Source organism: Paenirhodobacter sp. (assembly GCF_050177655.1).
GTDB lineage: Bacteria > Pseudomonadota > Alphaproteobacteria > Rhodobacterales > Rhodobacteraceae > Rhodobacter.
Window position 1 is genome coordinate 20,132 of record NZ_JBFXGV010000021.1, and the last position, 18,509, is coordinate 38,640.

Sequence of the window (18,509 nt, forward strand, 5' to 3'; positions counted from 1 at the left end):
CCAAGGACAGACCCCATGCAAACCATCCAAACCATCATCGTCGAGGCGCTCGTCGAGCTGCTGGACATGCCCGATGCGAGCCAGATCTCGCCCGAAACGCGGCTGCAGGAAGACCTCGGAATCGACAGCGGGCTGTTGCTCGAACTGTTCATGCTGGTCGAGGAGCGTCTTCCCGACGCCGCGGTCGATCCCGCTGTCCTGCGCCCCGAGGAATTCGCCTCGGTCGCGAGCTTTGCCGCTCTGATCGCGCGCAGCCTGTCGGAAACGGCCGCCTCATGAGTGCCGCGGCGCAACGCGATCTCCGGTCCGCGCAGGCGCCCGATCTCGGGTCGGGGGACTGCCACGCGCGGCTGCGCGCGATTTTCGATCGTTTCGCCGGCTTCGCGGGCCCGGCCTATCGTCACCGCAGGCAGGAGGTCTCGTTTCGGGAGCTGCACGCGGCGGTTCTGGGGCTTGCCGCCGCGCTCGCCCGGCATCCGCGCATGGCCGAAAGGCGGCCGGTTCTGATCTGGGGCCACAAGGATCCGCGCTACATGGTCGCCTATTGGGCCTGCCTTCTGGCGGGGCAGGCGCTGGTCCCGGTCGAGCCGGAAACGCCGCCCGAACGTCTGCGCCAGATCATCGCGAGCTGCGATCCGGCGCTCTTGCTCTTCGCGCAGGAGGACGCGGCCATGCAGGAGCGGATCCGCCCGGTTCTGCAGGCCTGCGGCTGCGATCTGATGCCGGTCGCGCCGCCGGGCATGCCCCGGGCGGGCGGCGCCCTGCCGGCTGCCGGTCCGGCGCTGGCCCCGCATCGGGGCACCGACCGGGACGTCGCCTATATCATGTTCTCCTCCGGCACGCTGGGCGCGCCGAAGGGCATTCAGGTGACCTATGCCAATCTGCTCGACTTCATCGACTGGCTCGATCCGTTGCTGGGCCGGCATCCCGATGCGGGCGCGGTTTCGGGGAACATCCGGCATTGCTTCGATGTGTCGCTGTTCGAACTCTGGACCAGCTGGACGCGAGGGCTGCCGATCTGCACGCTCGATCATGGCGACGTCGCGGATTCGACCGGCTATATCGAAAGGCTGGCCGCCTCGGGCGCCGCGCTTTGGGTCTCGACCCCGTCGCTGACCCGGATGATCCTGCGCAATCGACGGTTCTGCGCCCGCACGCTGCCCGGACTGAAGACGTTTCTGTTCTGTGGCGAGCCGCTGACCAAGCAGATCTGCGCGGCGCTGTTCGAGCGTTTCGACGGCTGCCGGATCCTCAATACCTACGGCCCGACCGAATGCACCGTCGCCGTCTCGGCCACGGAGATCACGCCCGAGATGCTTGGCAAGGCGGGCGATTTGCCGATCGGTCGCGCGCGGCCGGGCACCGAGATGCGCCTCGCGCCGCAGACCGCCCCCGGCGCGGCGGGGGAAATCTGGATTTCCGGGCGCAGCGTGGGGGCCGGTTACCTCGGCTTGCCCGAGAAGCAGGCCGCCGCCTTCCCCGAGCCCGGGCTTTACCGCAGCGGCGATCGCGGCCTCGAGACCGCCGACGGCCAATGGCATTTCCTTGGCCGGATCGACCGCGAGGTCAAGATCCAGGGGCTGCGCGTCGATCTCAACGATATCGAGGCGCATCTGCGGGCCTGCCCCGGCGTCGAGGATGCCGCCGTCGAGCCGCATTTCCTTCATGGCGAAGCGCGCGCGCTGCAGGCTTTCGTTCTGGGGCCCGAGGGCGAGGCGGCGCTCGTGGCGCTGGCCGGGAAACTGGCCTCGGAACTGCCCCCGCATCTGGTCCCGCGTTTCTGGTTCGCGGGGTTCCCCTCGCGGCTCAATCTCAATTCCAAACTCGATCGCAAAGAGCTCGTGGCAGCCGCGCAGGCCGCGCAATGGCGTCACCTGCACATGTCGGAGCCGCATCCGGCACAGAGGGAGATTTCGCAATGAACGACAACCTGACCCTTCCCCTTTTCAACGCAAATTCCGAGATGTTCCAGAATATCGGGTTGCTCAAGGTCGCCGAGACGGCGGTGCGGCGGTGCGGCGACAAGGTGGTGATCCGAACCTCGGACACGCGCGATCTCTATTTGCTGTCGGGGGCCGACAGCGTCGACTACTGGCGCCGCAATCAGGCGCATTTCCAGACCGATCTGGGCGAGATTCACAGCAATGCGGAGATCACCCGCCTGCTGCTCGGGCAGGAGCTGAGCACCAGCCGCTGGCAGGAGATCTGGCTGCTGACGACCAGCCGGCTGACGGCGCTGAACCGCCGGTTCGAGGACTGGCTCGAACGCGCGCTGGTCGAGGCCTGCGCGGCGCTGCTGCGCGATCTGCCGGCCTGTGGCGAGACCGCGGACCTGCGGGATCTGTGCCGCGACTGGTCGATCCGCGCGGTCTGCCCGGCGGTCTTCGGTCGCTCGCTGCCTGATGCGGAGATCGCGCAGGGCATCGCCGATGTCGAAAGCTTCTATTTCGCGATGAGCACCCGCGATCTGGCCGAAACCGCCGATTATCGGCGGCTGCCCGAATTCGTGGCTGCGCGCGGTTTTCTGGATCGGGTGATGACGGTCGCGCTGGAGCAGGCCCGGCCGCAGGACGAGACCCTGATCGCGCAGATCGACGCCGTCATCCCGGAAGATGTCGCGCTGGCCGACCGGCTTGACCTGCTGCGGCCGACCGTCGGGCGCATGATCACCGAGAAGCTCAACATCGGGGGGCTGAGCCTGCTGTGGACCCTGTCCCATCTGGCGCGCGCGCCGGATCTGTCCGATGCGATCGCGGCGGAGCTCGATGGCAAGGAGATCTTCGCCCTTGCCGATGGCGACAGCCCCCTTGCCTTGTCGGTGGTGCAGGAAGGGCTGCGTCTTTATCCCGAACTGCCCTTCATCTACCGGATCGCGAGCGCGCCGGTGGAGATCGGGCCGCTGCGGGTTCCCGCGGGCGCCACGGTGGTCTTCGCGCCCTGGCTCAATCAGCGCGACGGCCGGCTTTGGGACGATCCCGCGCGGTTCGTCGGCGACCGGTTCGTCGGCCGGGACTATGCGCGCGATGCCTATTTGCCCTTCGGCGTCGGGCCCCGGACCCGCACCCGCGGCCGGTTCATCCAGCATCAGATCCTGCAGGCGGTGCGGGCGGTTTGCGCCGAGACCCGGCCCTGGCTCGCGCCGGAGTGCCCGCGCGGCAATCTGCAGCCGCTTTTGCGCTCTGCGCTGATCCCGCGCGGGGCCGTTCCGGTCGGATTCACGCCGCGCCGCTCCCTGCTGGCCGCCTGAGAACCTGAGAAGGAGTTTGCCGATGTTTTCGGACCTTTTGTCCCGGATCCGCGCGCGGATGCAAAGCCAGCCCGATGCGCCGGCGCTGATCACCCGCGACGGCGTCGTGAGCTTTGGCGCGCTGGAACGCCGCTGCGCCGGGATCCGCGCGCATCTGGCCTCCCGGCCCGCCGGGGCGGTGCTGATCACCGGGCACAAGGAGCCGGCCTGCGTCGCCGCGATGCTGGCCTGTGCCTTCGCGGGGCGCGGCTTCGTCTTTGCCGACCGGTCCTATCCGGCCGGGCGCATCGAACGGATGGCGCGCACCGGCGCCACGACGTCCGCGCTGCTCGGGCCGGATACGAGCGCGCCCGAAGGGGTGCCCGCGACGGCGCTCGACGCGATCGCCGAGGGCGGGGCGCTCGGCCCCGCCGATGCGGTCGACGATGCCGCGCTGTTCTATGTCATCTTCACCTCGGGCAGCACCGGGACGCCCAAGGGCATCCCGATCAGCCGCGCCAATTTCGCCGCGCTCGACGACTGGTATGGCCCGCAACTGGCCAGCGCACCGCAGGGCGCGCATGTCAATCACTCGAGCCTTTCCTTCGACATGGGGATGTTCGACCTCTGGTCGCCGCTTGCGCAGGGGCGTCCGGTGATCCTGCTGGACCATCGCAACAACATCCTGCCCTGCAACAATGTGCGGCATCTGCAATCCGTGCCCGGTCTCGCCGTCGCCTCCTGGGCCTCGACCCCCTCGCTGTTGCAGCTCATGTGCGCCGAGCCGAGGTTCTGCGCCGACCACTTTGCGGAGCTGCGTTTCTTCGTGATCGGCGGCGAGATGCTGCCGCGCCCGCTGATCCGCGAGCTGATGCGCCGCTTCCCGGAGGCGGTTTTGCTGAACGGGTATGGCCCCTCCGAGGCGACCTGCTGCACGCATCTGCGCGCGCTTTCCTGCGACGATCTGGAGGCGGAGCGACCGCTTCCGCTTGGCGCGCCCTGCGGCCGGACCGGGATGCGCATCGTCGACGAGGCGGGGGAGCCCGTGGGCGACGACGTCCCGGGCGAGCTCGAACTTTTCGGGCCGCAGGTGGTCTCGGGATATCTGCCCGCCGATCATCCCGCCAATCGCGCTTTCGGGCAGGTGGGCGGGCAGCGCAGCTATCGCACCGGCGATCTCGGCCGGATCGACGCGCAGGGCCATCTTGTCCTGATGGGGCGGACGGACCGGCAGGTGAAATGGCTGGGCAATCGCATCGAGCTGAACGAGATCGAGCGGGTCGCGGACGAGTTTCCGGGGCTGAGCCGCTCGGCCTGTGTGCCGCAGCGCGAGGAGGCGCGGGTCGTCGGGCTGATCCTGTTCGTGCAGCCCGAGCCGGAGCGCACCGTGGTGCGGGAGCCGCTGCTGGCGCATCTGGCGCGCCACCTGCCGCCGGGGATGATCCCGCGCGACATTCGCGTCGTGTCGCAGATGCCGGTGACGGTGAACGGCAAGACCGACACCGGCAAGCTGCTGGCGGATATCGCCTTGGCGGCCGTCTGAATCGAGGGCCGGGCGCCGTATCGGAAAGGAGTTGCCAGATGACCGAGTTTCATCCCCGAGGGCAGGATCACCAGAGCGTGGCGCCCGGAGCGCGCGGCGCGCCGGCCGCGGATTGCGCGCGCGCGCATGTGGTCGTGATCGGCTCCGGGGTGGCGGGGCTGGCCGCGGCAGCCGCGCTGCGCCCGCATGTCGCGCGCCTGACGCTGATCGACCAGGACAGTTTCGCGACCGGGGCGCGCCTGCGCCCCGCGCAGCCGCAGGCGGCCCATGCGCATGCGCTGCTGGCCGGGGGTGCCGCGGCGCTGGAGCGCCTCTTTCCGGGGTTTTCCGCGCAGGCGCGCGCGGCCGGAAGCATCCGGCTTCGCGTGCGCTCGCAGTGGCGCTCCTGTCTGCGCGGGCGCTGGAATGCCCCCGAGGACAGCGGGCTTGTGGTGCTTTCGCAAAGCCGCGCGCTCGTCGACGGGCTGTTGCGGGGGCGCGTCGCGGCGATGCCGGGGGTCGAGACGCTCAAGGCGCGGGTGCTGGATCTGGTTCAGGACGCCCGGGGCGATATTTCGGGGGTGGTCCTCGATCAGGACGGATCGCGCCGTTTTCTGGCGGCGGATCTGGTCGTCGATGCCTCGGGGCGCTCGGGGCAGGCCGACCGCTGGCTTTCGGCGCTGGGCCGCGTGCTTCCGCCGGCCGAGGTGGCGAAACCCGACCTGCGGTATCTGAGCGCGGAATTCACCCGCGCGGCGCGACCGGAGGCAGAGGTCTCGGGCTGGCTCAACCCGGCAGGGGCGCCTGCGCTGTGCGGGGCGGTGCTTGCGCCGATCGAGGACGGGCGCTGGCTCGTGACCGCCTCGACGCGGTTCGAGGCCGATCCGGCCCCGATGGAGGATGCGGGGTTCCTCGCGTTTCTGCACCGGCTCGGGGATGGCAGGATCGCGCCGCTGCTGCAGGGGGAACGCCGGCTGACCGAATTCTCGCGCTATCGCGTCGCGCGGACCCGGCTGAAGCGTTTCGACCGGATCGCCGCGGAGCTGCCGCGCGGCTATCTGCCCGTGGGGGATACGATCGCGACCTTCAACCCGGTGTTCGGTCAGGGGATGTCGGTGGCGGCGCTGCAGGCCGAGCGGCTGGGGCGCGCCATCGCGACGCTGCACGGCGCGGCCGACTGGCGCGCGGCGCTGCGCGACACCTATCTGCCCGGCGCGCTGGAGCCCGCGCTCTGGGCCTGGCAGTCGAGCCTGGCCAGCGACCGCGGCTACGCGCAGTTCGAGGCCTCCGCCTCGGACGAGGTCGACGGGCTCGCCCGGGTTTTCGCGCGCGCCTTCATGATTTCGACGCGGGATGCGCAGATGCGTGAGGCCGTCGATCGGGTGCTGCATCTGCTCGCGCCGCCGTCGAGCCTGTTGGACCATCCGGCCATGACCCCCGCAAAGACCGGACCGGCCGCCGTTCCGTCCCATCCCCACAGCCTTGCCCCGCTTGCAGAACAGGAAGGATCCGCCAGATGAAGATCTTCACCACCGCACCGCCCTCGGTCCGCTTTCAGCCGCGGGCCTATCTGGACAAGATCGCCCAGATCGCCCGCTGGCACGAGGATGCCGGGATCGAGGGCATGTTGATCTATACCGACAACAGCCTGATCGACCCCTGGACCGTGGCGCAAGCCGCGATCGAGCGGACCAGCCGTTTCGTGCCGCTGATCGCGACCCAGCCCGTTTACATGCACCCGCTCGCGGCGGCGCGAAAGATCTCGTCGCTGGGGTTTCTGTACGGGCGCCGGGTGGCGCTGAACATGGTCGCGGGCGGGTTTTCGCGGGATCTGGCGCAGCTTGGGGACAAGACCGAGCACGACCGGCGTTATGACCGCCTGATCGAGTACAGCACGATCCTGCTGTCCCTGCTGCGCGGCGAGACGATCACGCTCGAGGGGCTTTATTATCAGGTCGAGCGGCTGCAGCTGCAGCCGGCGGGGGATCCGGTGCTCATGCCCGATCTCTATCTCTCGGGCGCCTCCGAGGCCTGCAAGACCGCTGCGGCGAGCTTGGGCGCGACCCGGTTGAGCTATACCAAGCCGCTTGACCAGCTCGCGCCGGTGCAGGGGCAGTCCGGCCCGGTCGGGCTTCGTCTCGGGGTGATCGCGCGGCCGGATCGGGACAGCGCCTGGGAGGTGGCGCGGGCGCGGTTTCCCGCGGATCGCCGGGGGCAGCTCGCGCATCGCATGGCGCGGGGCAGCTCGGATTCGATCTGGCATCGCGACATCTCGGAGGTGGCCGAGACCCTCGACGAGGGGGGCGCGGGGCCTTACTGGCTGTTCCCGCTCAAGAATTACAAGACCTTCTGCCCCTATCTGGTCGGCAGCTATGGCGAGGTGGCCGAGTATATCCGCGGCTATGCCCGGCTCGGTTTCGAGACGCTCATTCTGGACGAACCCACCGATCACGCAGATCTGGCCCATACGATGCAGGCGCTGGATCTGAGCGGTGAACTGGTGCGGAGGTAAGCGGCGATGGATGGCATTATCGCACCCGTCCCGGGCAATCAGATCTTCGCGCGCCCGCTTTTCGACGCCTCGCATCAGGCGCTGCGCTCCGAGATCGGCGCCTTCCTCGACGCCGAGATCGTGGGGGCGCATGAGGGGTGGATCGAGGCCGGAACGACCTGCCCGCCCGAGATCTGGGCCCGGGCCGGGGCGGCGGGCTTGCTGCGCCGCAATCTGGCGGTGCGCTACGGCGGGGCCGGGGGCGATTTTCGCGACGCCGTCGTGGTGATCGAGGAGCTTGCCGCGCGGCGTCTGTCGGGGCTGCCGAGCTTCCTGCAAAGCGACATCCTGATGCCCTTCCTGACGCGGCTGGGGCGTGCGGATCAGAAGGCGGCCTATCTGCCGCGTCTCGCCAGCGGTGAGCTGCTGGGGGCGGTCGCGCTGACCGAGCCGCATTCGGGCAGCGATCTGCATGCGATCCGCACCACGGCAAAACGCGTGCCGGGCGGGTTCGAGCTGAACGGGGTCAAGACCCATGTCTCGAACGGGCGGGGCGCGGGGCTGATCATCGTCGCGGCCCGGACCTCGGAGGCCGCCGGACAGGCGACGCCGGGCTTGTCGCTGTTCGTCGTCGAGGCCCCCTGTCCGGGGTTGCAGCGAAGCCCGATCGACAAGGTCGGGATGGCCGCGCTCGAGACGGCCGAACTGCGCTTCGATCGTTGCCTTCTGCCCGGGACGGCATTGCTTGGCCCTGAGGGGATGGGGTTCATCTATCTGATGACCTCGCTCGTGATCGAGCGGCTCGTGCTGGCGATCTATGCGCAAGCGGCGGCCGAGGCGCAGTTGCGCGCGTTGATCGCCCATTGCGACGCCCGCAAGACCGCGGCGGGAACCTTGCTCGGCTTTCAGCACATCCGGTTCCAGCTGGCGGATCTGTTCGGCGATTGCGCCGCCAACCGGACCTTCGTCGATCATTGCATCGGTGACCATCTGGCGGGACGTCTGGACCCGCGCCTCGCCTGCACCGCGAAGCTGCGCGCGAGCGAGACACAAAAGCAGGTCGCGGCGCTGGGCGTTCAGCTGCGCGGTGCCGACGGGGTCGGAGGCCCGGTCGGAAAGCGCGCCATGCGGGATCTGGCGGATGCCTCCGCCCAGACGATCTGGGGGGGCTCGAGCGAGATCATGCGCGATCTCATCGGCGGCAGCCTGGCCAATCTGCTGTGAGGCAGATCGGCAAATGGCCGGCCCTGCGCGAGGGGGAGGTGCATGTCTGGCACGCCGAACTCGACCGGGCGGGCGCGCCTGCGGGGGCGCTCGATCCGGTCGAACGTGCGCGGGCCGCCAGATTTCGCCGCGCCGAGGATGCGCGGCTGTTCCGCTTCGCTCATGCCACCTTGCGCCGGGTTCTCGGCGGGTATCTGTCCTGCGACCCCGCGGTGCCGAGGTTTGCGCGCCGGCGCGACGGAAAGCCCGTCCTGCATCCGCGGACGGGTCTGGCGGGCATCGAGTTCAACCTGTCGCATTCCGGGCGGCGCGTGGCGATCGCGCTGAGCCGGCGCATTGCCGTCGGGGTGGATATCGAGCGGGTCCGCCCCCATGCGCATATGATGCAGCTTGCGCAGCGCTTTTTCGCGCCGGATGAGGTGGCGGCGCTGGAGGCGCTCTCGGGGGAGGGGCGGATCCAGGCGTTTTTCCGCCTCTGGGCCTTGAAGGAAGCGGTGATCAAGATGACGGGGCAGGGGTTGGCGCAACGGCTCGACAGCTTTTCCGTTCTGCCGCTCGAGGGGGCGGAGCCCGGGATCCGGGGCGCTCTCGACACGATATCGGCGGGCCGGATCCGGCTGGAAACCTCCGATCTGGCGGGGCGGTATCACTGGGCGGTCAGCGCGGCGGCCGGGCAGGTGAGGCTGCGTCATTTCGTGCTCGCGGGGCCCGGCGCGGGGGGCGCGCCTCTGCGTCCGGTCCTTTGCCAGGTTCGGGCGGGTCGCGTCATGGGGCGCTCGCCTCATGGCTGCGCTTGATTTAATAGACCAAACCGTCTATTAAATATCCATGTTGCCGAAAGACGCGCCTTCGCAGCCTTCCGAGAAGCCCCGCCGCGGCCGCCCGCGGGGGGCTCCGGATGCCTCTCTCGCCCGTCAGAACCTGATCCGCGCCGGGCTCGAACACCTGACCGAGAAAGGATATTCCTCGGTCGGCGTCGACGAGATCCTCGAGGTCGCGAAGGTTCCCAAGGGGAGCTTCTACCACCACTTTCGCAACAAGGCCGATTTCGGCCTGGCGCTCATTGCCGCCTATGACATCTATTTCGCCGGGCTTCTGGACCGGGCTTTCCTCGACGGAAGTCTTTCGCCCCTGGCGCGGCTGCGCCTCTTCGCCACGATCGCCGAGGAGGGCATGGCGCGCCACGGCTTCCGGCGCGGATGCCTCGTCGGCAACCTCGGCCAGGAGATGGGGGCCTTGCCGGACGGCTTCCGCGCGGCGCTCGTCGGGGTTCTGGAGAGCTGGCAAAACCGTACGGCGCGGCTTTTCCGGGAGGCGCAGGCCTGCGGGGAGCTGTCCGCCGGGCAGGATCCCGACGCGCTGGCCGAGGCCTTCTGGATCGGATGGGAGGGCGCGATCCTGCGCGCGAAGCTCGAGCTGCGCCCCGATCCGCTGCGCAATTTCATCAAGATGTTCGTTCGCCTCTTCGAGGCCGGGACAGCAGGATAACCGAGGGAGAAGACCATGAAAGCCGTGCTGATCGAGAAGCCCGACACCACGCAGACCGTTTCGCTGGCGGATATCGCCGAAGCGCAGCTGCCCGAGGGCGATGTGCTGGTCGACGTCGCCTATTCGACGCTGAACTACAAGGACGCGCTGGCGATCACCGGCAAGGCGCCGGTCGTGCGGCGCTTCCCGATGGTGCCGGGCATCGACTTCACGGGCACGGTCGCCCAGAGCAGCCATGCCGATTTCAAGCCCGGCGACCGGGTCATCCTGAACGGCTGGGGCGTGGGGGAAAAGCACTGGGGCGGTCTGGCCGAGCGGGCGCGGGTCCGCGGCGACTGGCTGGTGCCGCTGCCGGCGCCCCTCGATCTGCGGCAGGCCGCGGCGATCGGCACCGCGGGCTATACCGCCATGCTCTGTGTCCTCGCGCTCGAGCGGCAGGGCGTGCTGCCCGGCGATGGCGAGATCGTCGTGAGCGGTGCGGCTGGCGGTGTCGGCAGCGTGGCGACGGCGCTTCTGGCCGCGAAGGGCTATGAGGTCGCAGCGGTCACCGGCCGCGCCTCCGAGGCGGAATACCTGCGCCGGCTGGGCGCCGCATCGGTGCTCGATCGCAGCGAACTGACCGGCAAGGTCCGGCCGCTCGGGCCGGAGCGCTGGGCCGGGGGCGTCGACGTCGCGGGCAGCACGGTGCTGGCCAACATGCTCTCGATGATGAAATATCGGGGCGTCGTCGCCGCCTGCGGCCTGGCCGCGGGGATGGATCTGCCCGCGTCGGTGGCGCCCTTCATCCTGCGCGGCGTCACCCTCGCCGGGGTCGACAGCGTCATGTGTCCGAAACCCGACCGCCTGGCGGCCTGGGGCCGGCTGGCGCGCGATCTCGATCTTGCAAAGCTCGAGGAGATGACGACCGAGCTGCCCCTGGCCGAGGTCGTCGACACCGCGGCGAAGTTCCTCGACGGGGCGATCCGCGGGCGCATCGTCATCCCGGTCAACCCCTGATCCGCCGGGAGAACGCGCCATGACCTCCGCACCCGAATGCGCCGGACCGCCCCGCCTGAACGACGGCCCGGACTGGCTTTACCTGCTGCAGGAGTTCGATGCGCTCTACCGTCAGGGGTCGGACGGGGGCAGCCGCCTGATCCGGGCGCATCGCAAGCGGGTGCGCGACGCGCTCGCCTCGATCGTCGACGCCAACCCGGAGATCAGGGGCCGCGCCCCCGAGGCGAAACCGGTCACCGCCCACCTCGGCCGGGCGCTCGATCTTGGGGAGAGGGGCGCGGTGCAGGGCATGTCCAGGGCGCTCGCGCGGGTGGCCGACAGGCTCACCTGGGAATACGGCTACGAGAAGGTGCCGAGGGCGCTCGCGCGCAAATACGCCTATTGCGAGATTCTGGGCCCGCGGGGGCCGATCTGCGCGGAGAAGCTGATCCTGGGGTTCGTGCTCTTCGCGCCCGGCACGACCTATCCGCAGCACAGCCACAAGGAGATCGAGGAGAGCTACATCTCGGTCGCGGGGGCCTGGTCCGAGAATGACGCGGCGGTCCATGCGCCCGGATCCCTGATCCTGAACCGCCCCGGCATGGAGCACAGGATCACGACGGGTGAGCTGGCGCCCTGCCTTCTGGCCTATGCCTGGACGGGGTCGGAAGACCGGCTGAACCAGCCCGGAATGAAACTCAGCTCGCCCCGAAAGGCCCGGATGGCGCAGGGGATCTGACGGCTCACGCCGCCCAGGGGGCGGGCGGGGGTCGGCGGGGGTCGGAGCGGCGAGAGCGGCTGTCATCGCCGACGACCTTGCGGCGGGGGGAGCTTGGCCGCGCCGCAGGCCGTCCTCGGCGCGGATCGGAGGGGGCGGCCTGACCCGGCGGCTCGGCGCGCATGGAATTGACCGGGTTGCGGATTGTTCTAGACTTCCGGGCGGAGGACATCGAGGGAGGGCGACAGGATGCTGGAGGAGGCACTTGTCTTGGGCGCGGATGGCGCGCCGATCCGTCATCGGGGAACGACGCATTCCCATGACTGGGACGAGGTGCAGGAATTCTGCCGCAACGTCTACATGCCCTATCGCGTGCGCCCGCTCGAACGCTTCGCCAAGCCCGATGCGACGATGCTTTCGGCCCGGTCGGGGCGGGTGACCTTCACCCGTTTTTCCTATGGCACCGGCATCCATCTTTCCGATTTCGACCCCGAGGCCGGCAATATCCTCGTGCTCAACACCCTGCGCGGTGCGCTGCGTCATCACTGCGACGGGCAGCCCGCCACGACGAGGCCGGGCGAAAGCTTCGTCGTCGATTGCTCGCGCACCGATTACTGGCTCGATGGCGACGCGCAGCACATGCAGTTCAATCTGACGATCCCGCACCCGGCGATGGCCGAGATCGCCGAACGATGGTTCGGCTTCGTGCCGGACGACAGGCTCTGGACCTGCCGACTGAAGTTCGGCGGGCCGGGGTCGCGCTGGCTGAGCTTGCTGGACTATGCCGCGCGCACGCTGGGCGCCGATCTGCCCTTGCCGCCCGAGGGGCCGCTCGGCCGGCATATCGAGGAGATGGTCTGCCTCGAGTTGCTGATGGAGTGGGCCCGGGGGGCGGGGATCGCGCTCGATCGCGGCGCGCGTTCCGCCGCGCCGCGCTATGTCCGGCAGGCGGAGGAAATCCTCGCGGCCGAGGCGCGCGAGGCCCCATCCATCGGCGAGGTGGCGCGCCGGGTCGGCGTTTCGGCGCGGACGCTCTCGGGTGGGTTCACGCGGTTCAGGGGCGTCACCCCGCGCGCCTTTCTCGCCGCGCAACGGCTGGAGGGGCTGCGGGCGGAGCTGGAATGGGCGCCGCCTGCGCGCACGATCTCCGAGATCGCGGCGGATTGGGGCTATGTCAACCTCGGTGCGCTGGCCGGGGCCTATAGCGCGCGGTTCGGGGAGCTGCCCTCGCACACCCGCCTGCGCGCGCGGCGCCTGGCCTGAGGCTGCCGTTTCGCTTCCGAAACCGGATAGCGCCTGCCGCTTGCAGACAGACGGCCCGCCGGCCCCGCGCTACCCTTGCCGCGGACATTGGCAAGGGAGGAGACCATGACCAATCTCAAGGCAAGTTGCGACGCGGTGTTGTCGCAGGTCAGCGGCGGCGATGCGGCCGGACGTGTCCCCGGCGTCGTCGCCATGGTGACGGACCGGGACGGCGACATCTATTCCGGCGCGGCGGGGGAGCGCCGTCTGGGCGGTGCGCCGATGACCGAGGACACCGTCTTCGCGATCTTCTCGACCACCAAGGCGATCGCCGGCACCTGCGCGCTGCAATGCGTCGAAGAGGGGCTTCTGGACCTCGACGCGCCGGCGAAGGACTACGTCCCGGCGATCGGCAAGCTGCAGGTGATCGAGGGGTTCGAGGCCGATGGCACGCCGAAGCTGCGACCGCCGAAATCCGACATCACCACGCGCCAGCTGATGCTGCACACCGCGGGCTTCGGCTATGATTTCTTCGACGAGACCTACAGGCGCCTCGCCGAGGAACGGGGGCAGCCCAGCGTCGTCGCCGCCAACCGGGCCTGCCTCGAAACGCCGCTGCTGTTCGACCCGGGGGAGCGCTGGACCTACGGCACCAATATCGACTGGCTGGGGCAGGTGCTCGAGGGCATTCGCGGAAAGCGGCTGGGAGAGGTGATGGCCTCGCGCGTCTTCGCCCCGCTCGGCATGACCGACATCGCGTTCACGCGGAGCGACGACATGAAGGCGCGCAGCGCGGTGATCCACGCCCGCGCCGGTGACGGAGGCCTGACGCCGATGGACGACTTCGCCCTTCCGGACGATCCCGAGATTCACATGGGCGGCCACGGTCTTTACGCGAGCGTGCCGGAATACATGAAGTTCATCCGCATGTGGCTCAACGACGGCGCCGGCCCGCATGGCCGGGTGCTGAAGCCCGAGACGGTGGACTGGGCCACCCGGGGCGCGCTCGTGCCGCCGCAGAAGGTGACGATGCTGCGCGGGGTGATCCCGTCGCTCTCGAACGATGCCGAGTTCTTCCCGGGCCTTGCCAAGGACTGGTCCTACACGTTCATGGTCAATACCGAAGAGGCCCCGACCGGCCGCCCGGCGGGGGCGATCGGCTGGGCCGGGCTCGCCAACAGCTACTATTGGATTGATCGCAAGAACGGGGTGGGCGGCTATTGGGCGACGCAGATCCTGCCCTTCGCCGACGCGGTTTCCTTCACCGGCTACATGGCGTTCGAAACTGCGGTCTACCGGGCGATCACCGCTGCGGCGGCCGCCTAGGACCGGCGCAGGACGACCCGGGGCGCGATCGGATTGCCGCTCCGGGGCGCCTTCGCGGCGGCCCCCACCCGCCGGCTCGGGCGGGGTGGGGCCGTCTTTGCCGGGAACGGAAGGGGCCGGGGCCGGGGCAGGGCGGAGACCTCCGCTCCGCCCGGTTCACTGGCGCAGCGCGTTCACCACGACCTTGAAGGCGGGCAGGTTCTGATGCCGGCTCGGGTAGTAGATGTGATAGCCGGCGAAGCGTGGCGACCAGTCGTCGAGCAGCAGCTCGAGCGCGCCGCTGGCGAGATGCGCCGCCACCATATCCTCGGGCACATAGGCGATGCCCACCCCGTCGAGCGCCGCCGCGACCATCGTCGCCTCGTCGTTCAGCGTCAGCCGCCCCTCGACGCGGACCCGCAGCTCCTTGCCGTCCTTCTCGAACTCCCAGGCATAAAGCCCGCCCGCCGTCACCAGACGCCGGTTGATGCAGTCATGCGCCAGCAGATCCTGCGGATGCCCGGGCCGCCCGCGGGCCGCCAGATAGCCGGGCGCGGCCACCGCGACCAGCCGCCAGTCGGGCCCGACACGCTGCGCGATCATGTCATGCTCGACGCTTTCGCCGAGCCGGATCCCGGCGTCGAACCCGTCCTCGACGATATTGCGAAAGCCGCCGTCGACGCTCAGCTCCAGCCGGATGTCGGGATAGTCGCGCAGCACCGGGCGCAGCTTGCGCCAGATCAGCTGCGTCAGCGCATGATGCGAGAGCGTGATCCGTACCGAGCCCGCGGGCCGGTCGCGCAGCTCCATCAGCGCGGCGATCTCCTCCTCGATCTCGCTCACCCGGGGGGCAAGCGCCCGCCGCAGCCGCTCGCCCGCCTCGGTCGTGGCGACCGAGCGCGTGGTGCGCGCCAGCAGCCGCATGCCCATCCGGGTTTCCAGCTTCTTGATCCGGTGGCTCAGCGTCGATTGCACGACGCCAAGCTTCGCCGCGGCCCGGGTGAAGCTGCCCTCCTCGGTGACCGCCAGAAACCACATCAGATCGTTGAAATCGGTCTGCGCCATTGCGCCTCCATTCATGGTCCTGGTCGATAAGTTCAAGCGATGCTTCGCCTCTAATCAATAAGTCGCGGGCGGCCATATAACAACGGCAACCCACGAAAGCAGGAGGTTCCGATGAAAATCACCCGCGCAGGCAGCACGCCCTCGATGAAAGGGCCGGCCGACTGGTTCACCGGCACGGTGCGGATCGACCCGCTGTTTCAGGCCGAACCGCCAGGCCAGGCGGCCGGCGCCGCTGTGACCTTCGAGCCCGGCGCGCGCACCACCTGGCACACCCACCCGGCGGGGCAGACCCTGATCGTCACCGCCGGGCTTGGCCGCGTGCAGCGTGCCGGCGGCCCGGTCGAGGAGATCCGCCCCGGCGATGTGGTCTGGTTCCCGGCAGGCGAGAAGCACTGGCACGGTGCCGCGCCCGAGGTGGGCATGACCCATATCGCCATTCAGGAGGCGGTCGACGGCGAGGTCGTCACCTGGCTCGAACCGGTCAGCGATGCAGACTACCGCGGCTGACCCCACCCCGATGACGCGGCGCGCCTTCACCGCGGGCGCAGCCTGTGCCGCGGTGAGCCGCCCTGCGCATGCCACGCCGAAGGGGCTTCCGATGCGCCTCCTCTGCCGCTTCGCCGATCAGGCTTTCACCGTCGCGCTGAACGACAGCCCCTCGGCGCAGGATCTCCTGAGCTTGCTGCCGCTCGCGCTGACGATCGAGGATTATGCGCAGAACGAAAAGATCGCCTCTCTGCCGCGCAAGCTGACCGAGGAGGGGGCCGCCCCCTTCGGCGACGAAGCGGTGGGCGATGTCTGCACCTATGCGCCCTGGGGCAATCTCGTGTTTTTCCACGCGCCCTATCGCTTCTCCCGCGGGCTGATCCGGCTGGGCCGGATCGAGGGCGACATCGCGCCCCTCCGGCTGCGCGGCACCTATCCCCTCAGCGTGGCTCTCCACGGCTGAGGCCTGTCTCAACGAAAGGAAACGAACATGAAAGACAAGGTCATCATCATCACCGGCGCCTCGTCGGGCATCGGCGAGGCCAGTGCGAAACTGCTCGCCGCGAAGGGCGCGAAGGTTGTTCTGGGCGCGCGGCGCGCGGACCGTCTGAAGGCCCTTGCGGACGAGATCACCGCCGCGGGCGGCGAGGCGATCTGGCAGGTGCTCGACGTCACGAAACAGACCGACAACGACGCCATCGTGAAACTGGCGAAGGACAGGTTCGGCCGTGTCGACGTGATCTTCCTCAATGCCGGGATCATGCCGAGCTCGCCGCTTTCCGCGCTGAAGACCGACGACTGGCATGCGATGGTCGACATCAACATCAAGGGCGTGCTGAACGGTGTCGCCGCCGTGCTGCCCGAGTTCATCGCGCAGAAATCGGGCCATGTGATCGCGACCTCCTCGGTTGCCGGGCTCAAGGCCTATCCGGCGGCGGCGGTCTATGGCGGCACCAAGTTCTTCGTGCGCGACTTCATGGAGATCCTGCGCATGGAATCGGCGATGGAGGGCACCAATATCCGCACCGCGACGATCTTCCCGGCCGCGATCAACACCGAGCTTCTGCACACGATCAGCGACACCGGCACCGCGGCCGGCATGGCCGCGCTTTATGAGCAGGTCGGCATCACCCCGGACCGGATCGCCGCCGTCGTGGCCTTCGCCATCGAGCAGCCCGCGGACACCAACGTCAGCGAGCTGACCGTCGGGCCGACCGTTCAGGCCTGGTGAGGCTGCGGGCGGCGGAGTACGGCTCCGCCGCCCTGGCGCCCCGGCCTGAAGAGGAGGGCGCTGCGCCTGCCCGGCGAGATCCCGCGCAAGGCGCGCATATTTGCGAGGGGCGCAGGCCGCGGCGGCAGCGCCGCGCACGCTGCCCGAGCGGCCCGAGCACCGGTCGAAGCCCCGATCAGGACGCGTGGGGCAGTCCTGCGTCGGACCTCCGCGCGGCCCATTGAAGACCCAGCGCATAGGCCCCCGCAGCGGTCACCAGGGCGCCGACGAGCACGGTCAGCGCGAGGATCGTCCAGCTGATCCTGTCGGCCCCGAGAATGAAGAAATTGTCGTTCCAGATCCCCCAGACCGGGATCGAGGGCCGCCACAGATGGACCTCGGAGAACGCCGCCGCGACGAGCAGGCCGTTGACCATCGTCGCAACTCCCGCCCCGCGCCCACGCCACAGAAGCGCCAGCGCGATCAGGCTTGGCACATAGACCGCGATATTCACCAGCCAGAGTTGCAGGCCGATCGTGTAGCACCAGTTGCTCGCCTGCCGGACGTGATCGGTATCGTGGATCACGATCATGGCGATCATCGCGAGATTGGCGCGCAGGATCACCTTCTGCGCGCGCCCGGCCATCGACGCCCCGGCGGCCTCCATTCTATCGGTCAGGGTCATCGGTCGTCCTCTTGAGGTTCGGAGAGGTCCAGCAACCCGGCCCAGGCGGGCTCCCTGTCGCGGGCGAGAAATTCGATATGGCCAAGGGCCGCGAGGCCGTGGTCGGAGGGCGCGACGCAATGATAGGTCGCGCCCCCCGGGGCGAGGGCATCGGCATATCGCCGGACGGCGACCGGGGGCACGACCACATCGTCGCCGGCCACGCAGATGCGGATCCGTGGAACGGATGGCGCGTAATTGGGGGCGGGCAACGAGCGGCCGATATCGCTGTCGTAGAAATCCCGCCGGGTGCACCAGCGGCGCCACTGCCAATAGACCCCCGCGGGCAGATCCGCGCCCAGCAGCAGGCGCTTGCCGGGCATGTAGCCGGCGAGCGCCGTGGCGACCGGGCCAAGCAGGAACCAGAACGCGAGCACCTTGGGGCGATAGCTCCAGGGGTGATCGGTGAAATGGCCGATCCCCGCGCCGACGGAGACGATCTTCTCGGTGCGCGCGGGGTAGTCGTGAAACGGAATGCCAAGCCCGCCGAGACTGTGGCCGAGCACCCAGAGCGGCCCCTCGGGCGCGATCTCGGCCAGTGCCCGCTGGGCCGCCGCCTGATCGCGCACCGCCCAGTCGGCAAAGATCGTGTCGCTGTCGCGCATCGGGCGCTGCTGGGACTCGCCGAAATCGCGGTAGTCATAGGTCAGCACCCCGATCCCGCGCGCCGCGGCCCAGGCGGCGAAGTGCCGGTAGAACCGCTGCGGAACGCCGGTGGCGCCGTGCAGCACGAGGTTCGCCCGCGCAGGGCCTTCGGGCGGATAATAGGTGCCGACGAGCCGCGCGCCCTCGGCTGGGATCTCGATTTTCCGCGGGGCAGGTTGCATGCGAGG

19 protein-coding genes are annotated in these 18,509 nt (G+C 69.3%); 16 read left to right on the top strand and 3 right to left on the bottom strand.

Annotation, left to right across the window (positions count from 1 at the left end):
* Positions 1 to 15: 15 nt before the first annotated feature.
* The 13 genes from AB7U46_RS09495 to AB7U46_RS09555 all read left to right on the top strand — a co-directional run bounded on the left by AB7U46_RS09495 (position 16) and on the right by AB7U46_RS09555 (position 14,212).
* Positions 16 to 279 carry an acyl carrier protein gene (locus tag AB7U46_RS09495; RefSeq protein ID WP_428336721.1) on the top strand — a complete coding sequence of 88 codons (264 nt, stop codon included), beginning with the start codon at positions 16 to 18 and terminating at the stop codon, positions 277 to 279.
* Entirely contained in the window at positions 276 to 1,922 is a 1,647-nt protein-coding gene (locus AB7U46_RS09500) for an AMP-binding protein (RefSeq protein WP_428336722.1), read from the top strand. Before AB7U46_RS09495 ends, AB7U46_RS09500 begins: the two co-directional genes overlap by 4 nt.
* Positions 1,919 to 3,247, top strand: coding sequence for a cytochrome P450 (locus tag AB7U46_RS09505; RefSeq protein WP_428336723.1), 1,329 nt, complete (start codon positions 1,919 to 1,921; stop codon positions 3,245 to 3,247). Before AB7U46_RS09500 ends, AB7U46_RS09505 begins: the two co-directional genes overlap by 4 nt.
* Positions 3,248 to 3,269: 22 nt before the next feature.
* Positions 3,270 to 4,769, top strand: a complete 1,500-nt coding sequence (locus AB7U46_RS09510) for an AMP-binding protein (protein WP_428336724.1) — start codon at positions 3,270 to 3,272, stop codon at positions 4,767 to 4,769.
* 38 nt (positions 4,770 to 4,807) lie between these two features.
* Complete coding sequence (locus AB7U46_RS09515; protein ID WP_428336725.1) at positions 4,808 to 6,268, top strand: NAD(P)/FAD-dependent oxidoreductase; 1,461 nt, start codon at positions 4,808 to 4,810, stop codon at positions 6,266 to 6,268.
* A complete protein-coding gene (locus AB7U46_RS09520) occupies positions 6,265 to 7,260 on the top strand; it encodes an LLM class flavin-dependent oxidoreductase (protein WP_428336726.1) in 996 nt (331 codons plus the stop codon). Before AB7U46_RS09515 ends, AB7U46_RS09520 begins: the two co-directional genes overlap by 4 nt.
* A 6-nt stretch (positions 7,261 to 7,266) precedes the next feature.
* Entirely contained in the window at positions 7,267 to 8,463 is a 1,197-nt protein-coding gene (locus tag AB7U46_RS09525) for an acyl-CoA dehydrogenase family protein (protein ID WP_428336727.1), read from the top strand.
* Positions 8,460 to 9,260: a 4'-phosphopantetheinyl transferase family protein gene (locus AB7U46_RS09530; protein WP_428336728.1), complete on the top strand. Its 801-nt coding sequence runs from the start codon at positions 8,460 to 8,462 to the stop codon at positions 9,258 to 9,260. The genes AB7U46_RS09525 and AB7U46_RS09530 overlap by 4 nt, the downstream gene beginning before the upstream one ends.
* Positions 9,261 to 9,291: 31 nt before the next feature.
* Complete coding sequence (locus AB7U46_RS09535; RefSeq protein ID WP_428336729.1) at positions 9,292 to 9,951, top strand: TetR/AcrR family transcriptional regulator; 660 nt, start codon at positions 9,292 to 9,294, stop codon at positions 9,949 to 9,951.
* A 15-nt stretch (positions 9,952 to 9,966) separates the two neighbouring features.
* The gene (locus AB7U46_RS09540; RefSeq protein WP_428336730.1) at positions 9,967 to 10,947 is read left to right on the top strand and encodes an MDR family oxidoreductase; all 981 of its coding nucleotides are present in this window, start codon (positions 9,967 to 9,969) and stop codon (positions 10,945 to 10,947) included.
* A 19-nt stretch (positions 10,948 to 10,966) separates the two neighbouring features.
* Complete coding sequence (locus AB7U46_RS09545) at positions 10,967 to 11,665, top strand: dimethylsulfonioproprionate lyase family protein (protein WP_428336731.1); 699 nt, start codon at positions 10,967 to 10,969, stop codon at positions 11,663 to 11,665.
* 228 nt (positions 11,666 to 11,893) lie between these two features.
* Entirely contained in the window at positions 11,894 to 12,907 is a 1,014-nt protein-coding gene (locus AB7U46_RS09550; RefSeq protein ID WP_428336732.1) for an AraC family transcriptional regulator, read from the top strand.
* Between the two features lie 105 nt (positions 12,908 to 13,012).
* A complete protein-coding gene (locus tag AB7U46_RS09555) occupies positions 13,013 to 14,212 on the top strand; it encodes a serine hydrolase domain-containing protein (RefSeq protein WP_428336733.1) in 1,200 nt (399 codons plus the stop codon).
* 156 nt (positions 14,213 to 14,368) lie between these two features.
* Here AB7U46_RS09555 and AB7U46_RS09560 read toward each other — a convergent pair whose 3' ends face one another.
* Positions 14,369 to 15,256, bottom strand: a complete 888-nt coding sequence (locus AB7U46_RS09560) for a LysR family transcriptional regulator (protein ID WP_428336734.1) — start codon at positions 15,254 to 15,256, stop codon at positions 14,369 to 14,371.
* A 111-nt stretch (positions 15,257 to 15,367) separates the two neighbouring features.
* Between AB7U46_RS09560 and AB7U46_RS09565 the strand changes: the two genes are divergently transcribed.
* The 3 genes from AB7U46_RS09565 to AB7U46_RS09575 all read left to right on the top strand — a co-directional run bounded on the left by AB7U46_RS09565 (position 15,368) and on the right by AB7U46_RS09575 (position 16,973).
* Complete coding sequence (locus tag AB7U46_RS09565; protein ID WP_428336735.1) at positions 15,368 to 15,763, top strand: (R)-mandelonitrile lyase; 396 nt, start codon at positions 15,368 to 15,370, stop codon at positions 15,761 to 15,763.
* Between the two features lie 91 nt (positions 15,764 to 15,854).
* The gene (locus tag AB7U46_RS09570; RefSeq protein ID WP_428336736.1) at positions 15,855 to 16,205 is read left to right on the top strand and encodes a cyclophilin-like fold protein; all 351 of its coding nucleotides are present in this window, start codon (positions 15,855 to 15,857) and stop codon (positions 16,203 to 16,205) included.
* Positions 16,206 to 16,232: 27 nt separating this feature from the next.
* Positions 16,233 to 16,973 carry an SDR family oxidoreductase gene (locus AB7U46_RS09575; RefSeq protein WP_428336737.1) on the top strand — a complete coding sequence of 247 codons (741 nt, stop codon included), beginning with the start codon at positions 16,233 to 16,235 and terminating at the stop codon, positions 16,971 to 16,973.
* 175 nt (positions 16,974 to 17,148) lie between these two features.
* Here the strand turns inward: AB7U46_RS09575 and AB7U46_RS09580 are convergent, their stop codons facing one another.
* Together AB7U46_RS09580 and AB7U46_RS09585 are read right to left on the bottom strand one after the other, a co-directional pair.
* The gene (locus tag AB7U46_RS09580; RefSeq protein ID WP_428336738.1) at positions 17,149 to 17,637 is read right to left on the bottom strand and encodes a hypothetical protein; all 489 of its coding nucleotides are present in this window, start codon (positions 17,635 to 17,637) and stop codon (positions 17,149 to 17,151) included.
* Positions 17,634 to 18,503 (bottom strand): alpha/beta hydrolase family protein, encoded by an 870-nt coding sequence (locus tag AB7U46_RS09585; protein ID WP_428336739.1) that lies wholly within the window; start codon positions 18,501 to 18,503, stop codon positions 17,634 to 17,636. The genes AB7U46_RS09580 and AB7U46_RS09585 overlap by 4 nt, the downstream gene beginning before the upstream one ends.
* Positions 18,504 to 18,509 lie beyond the last annotated feature (6 nt).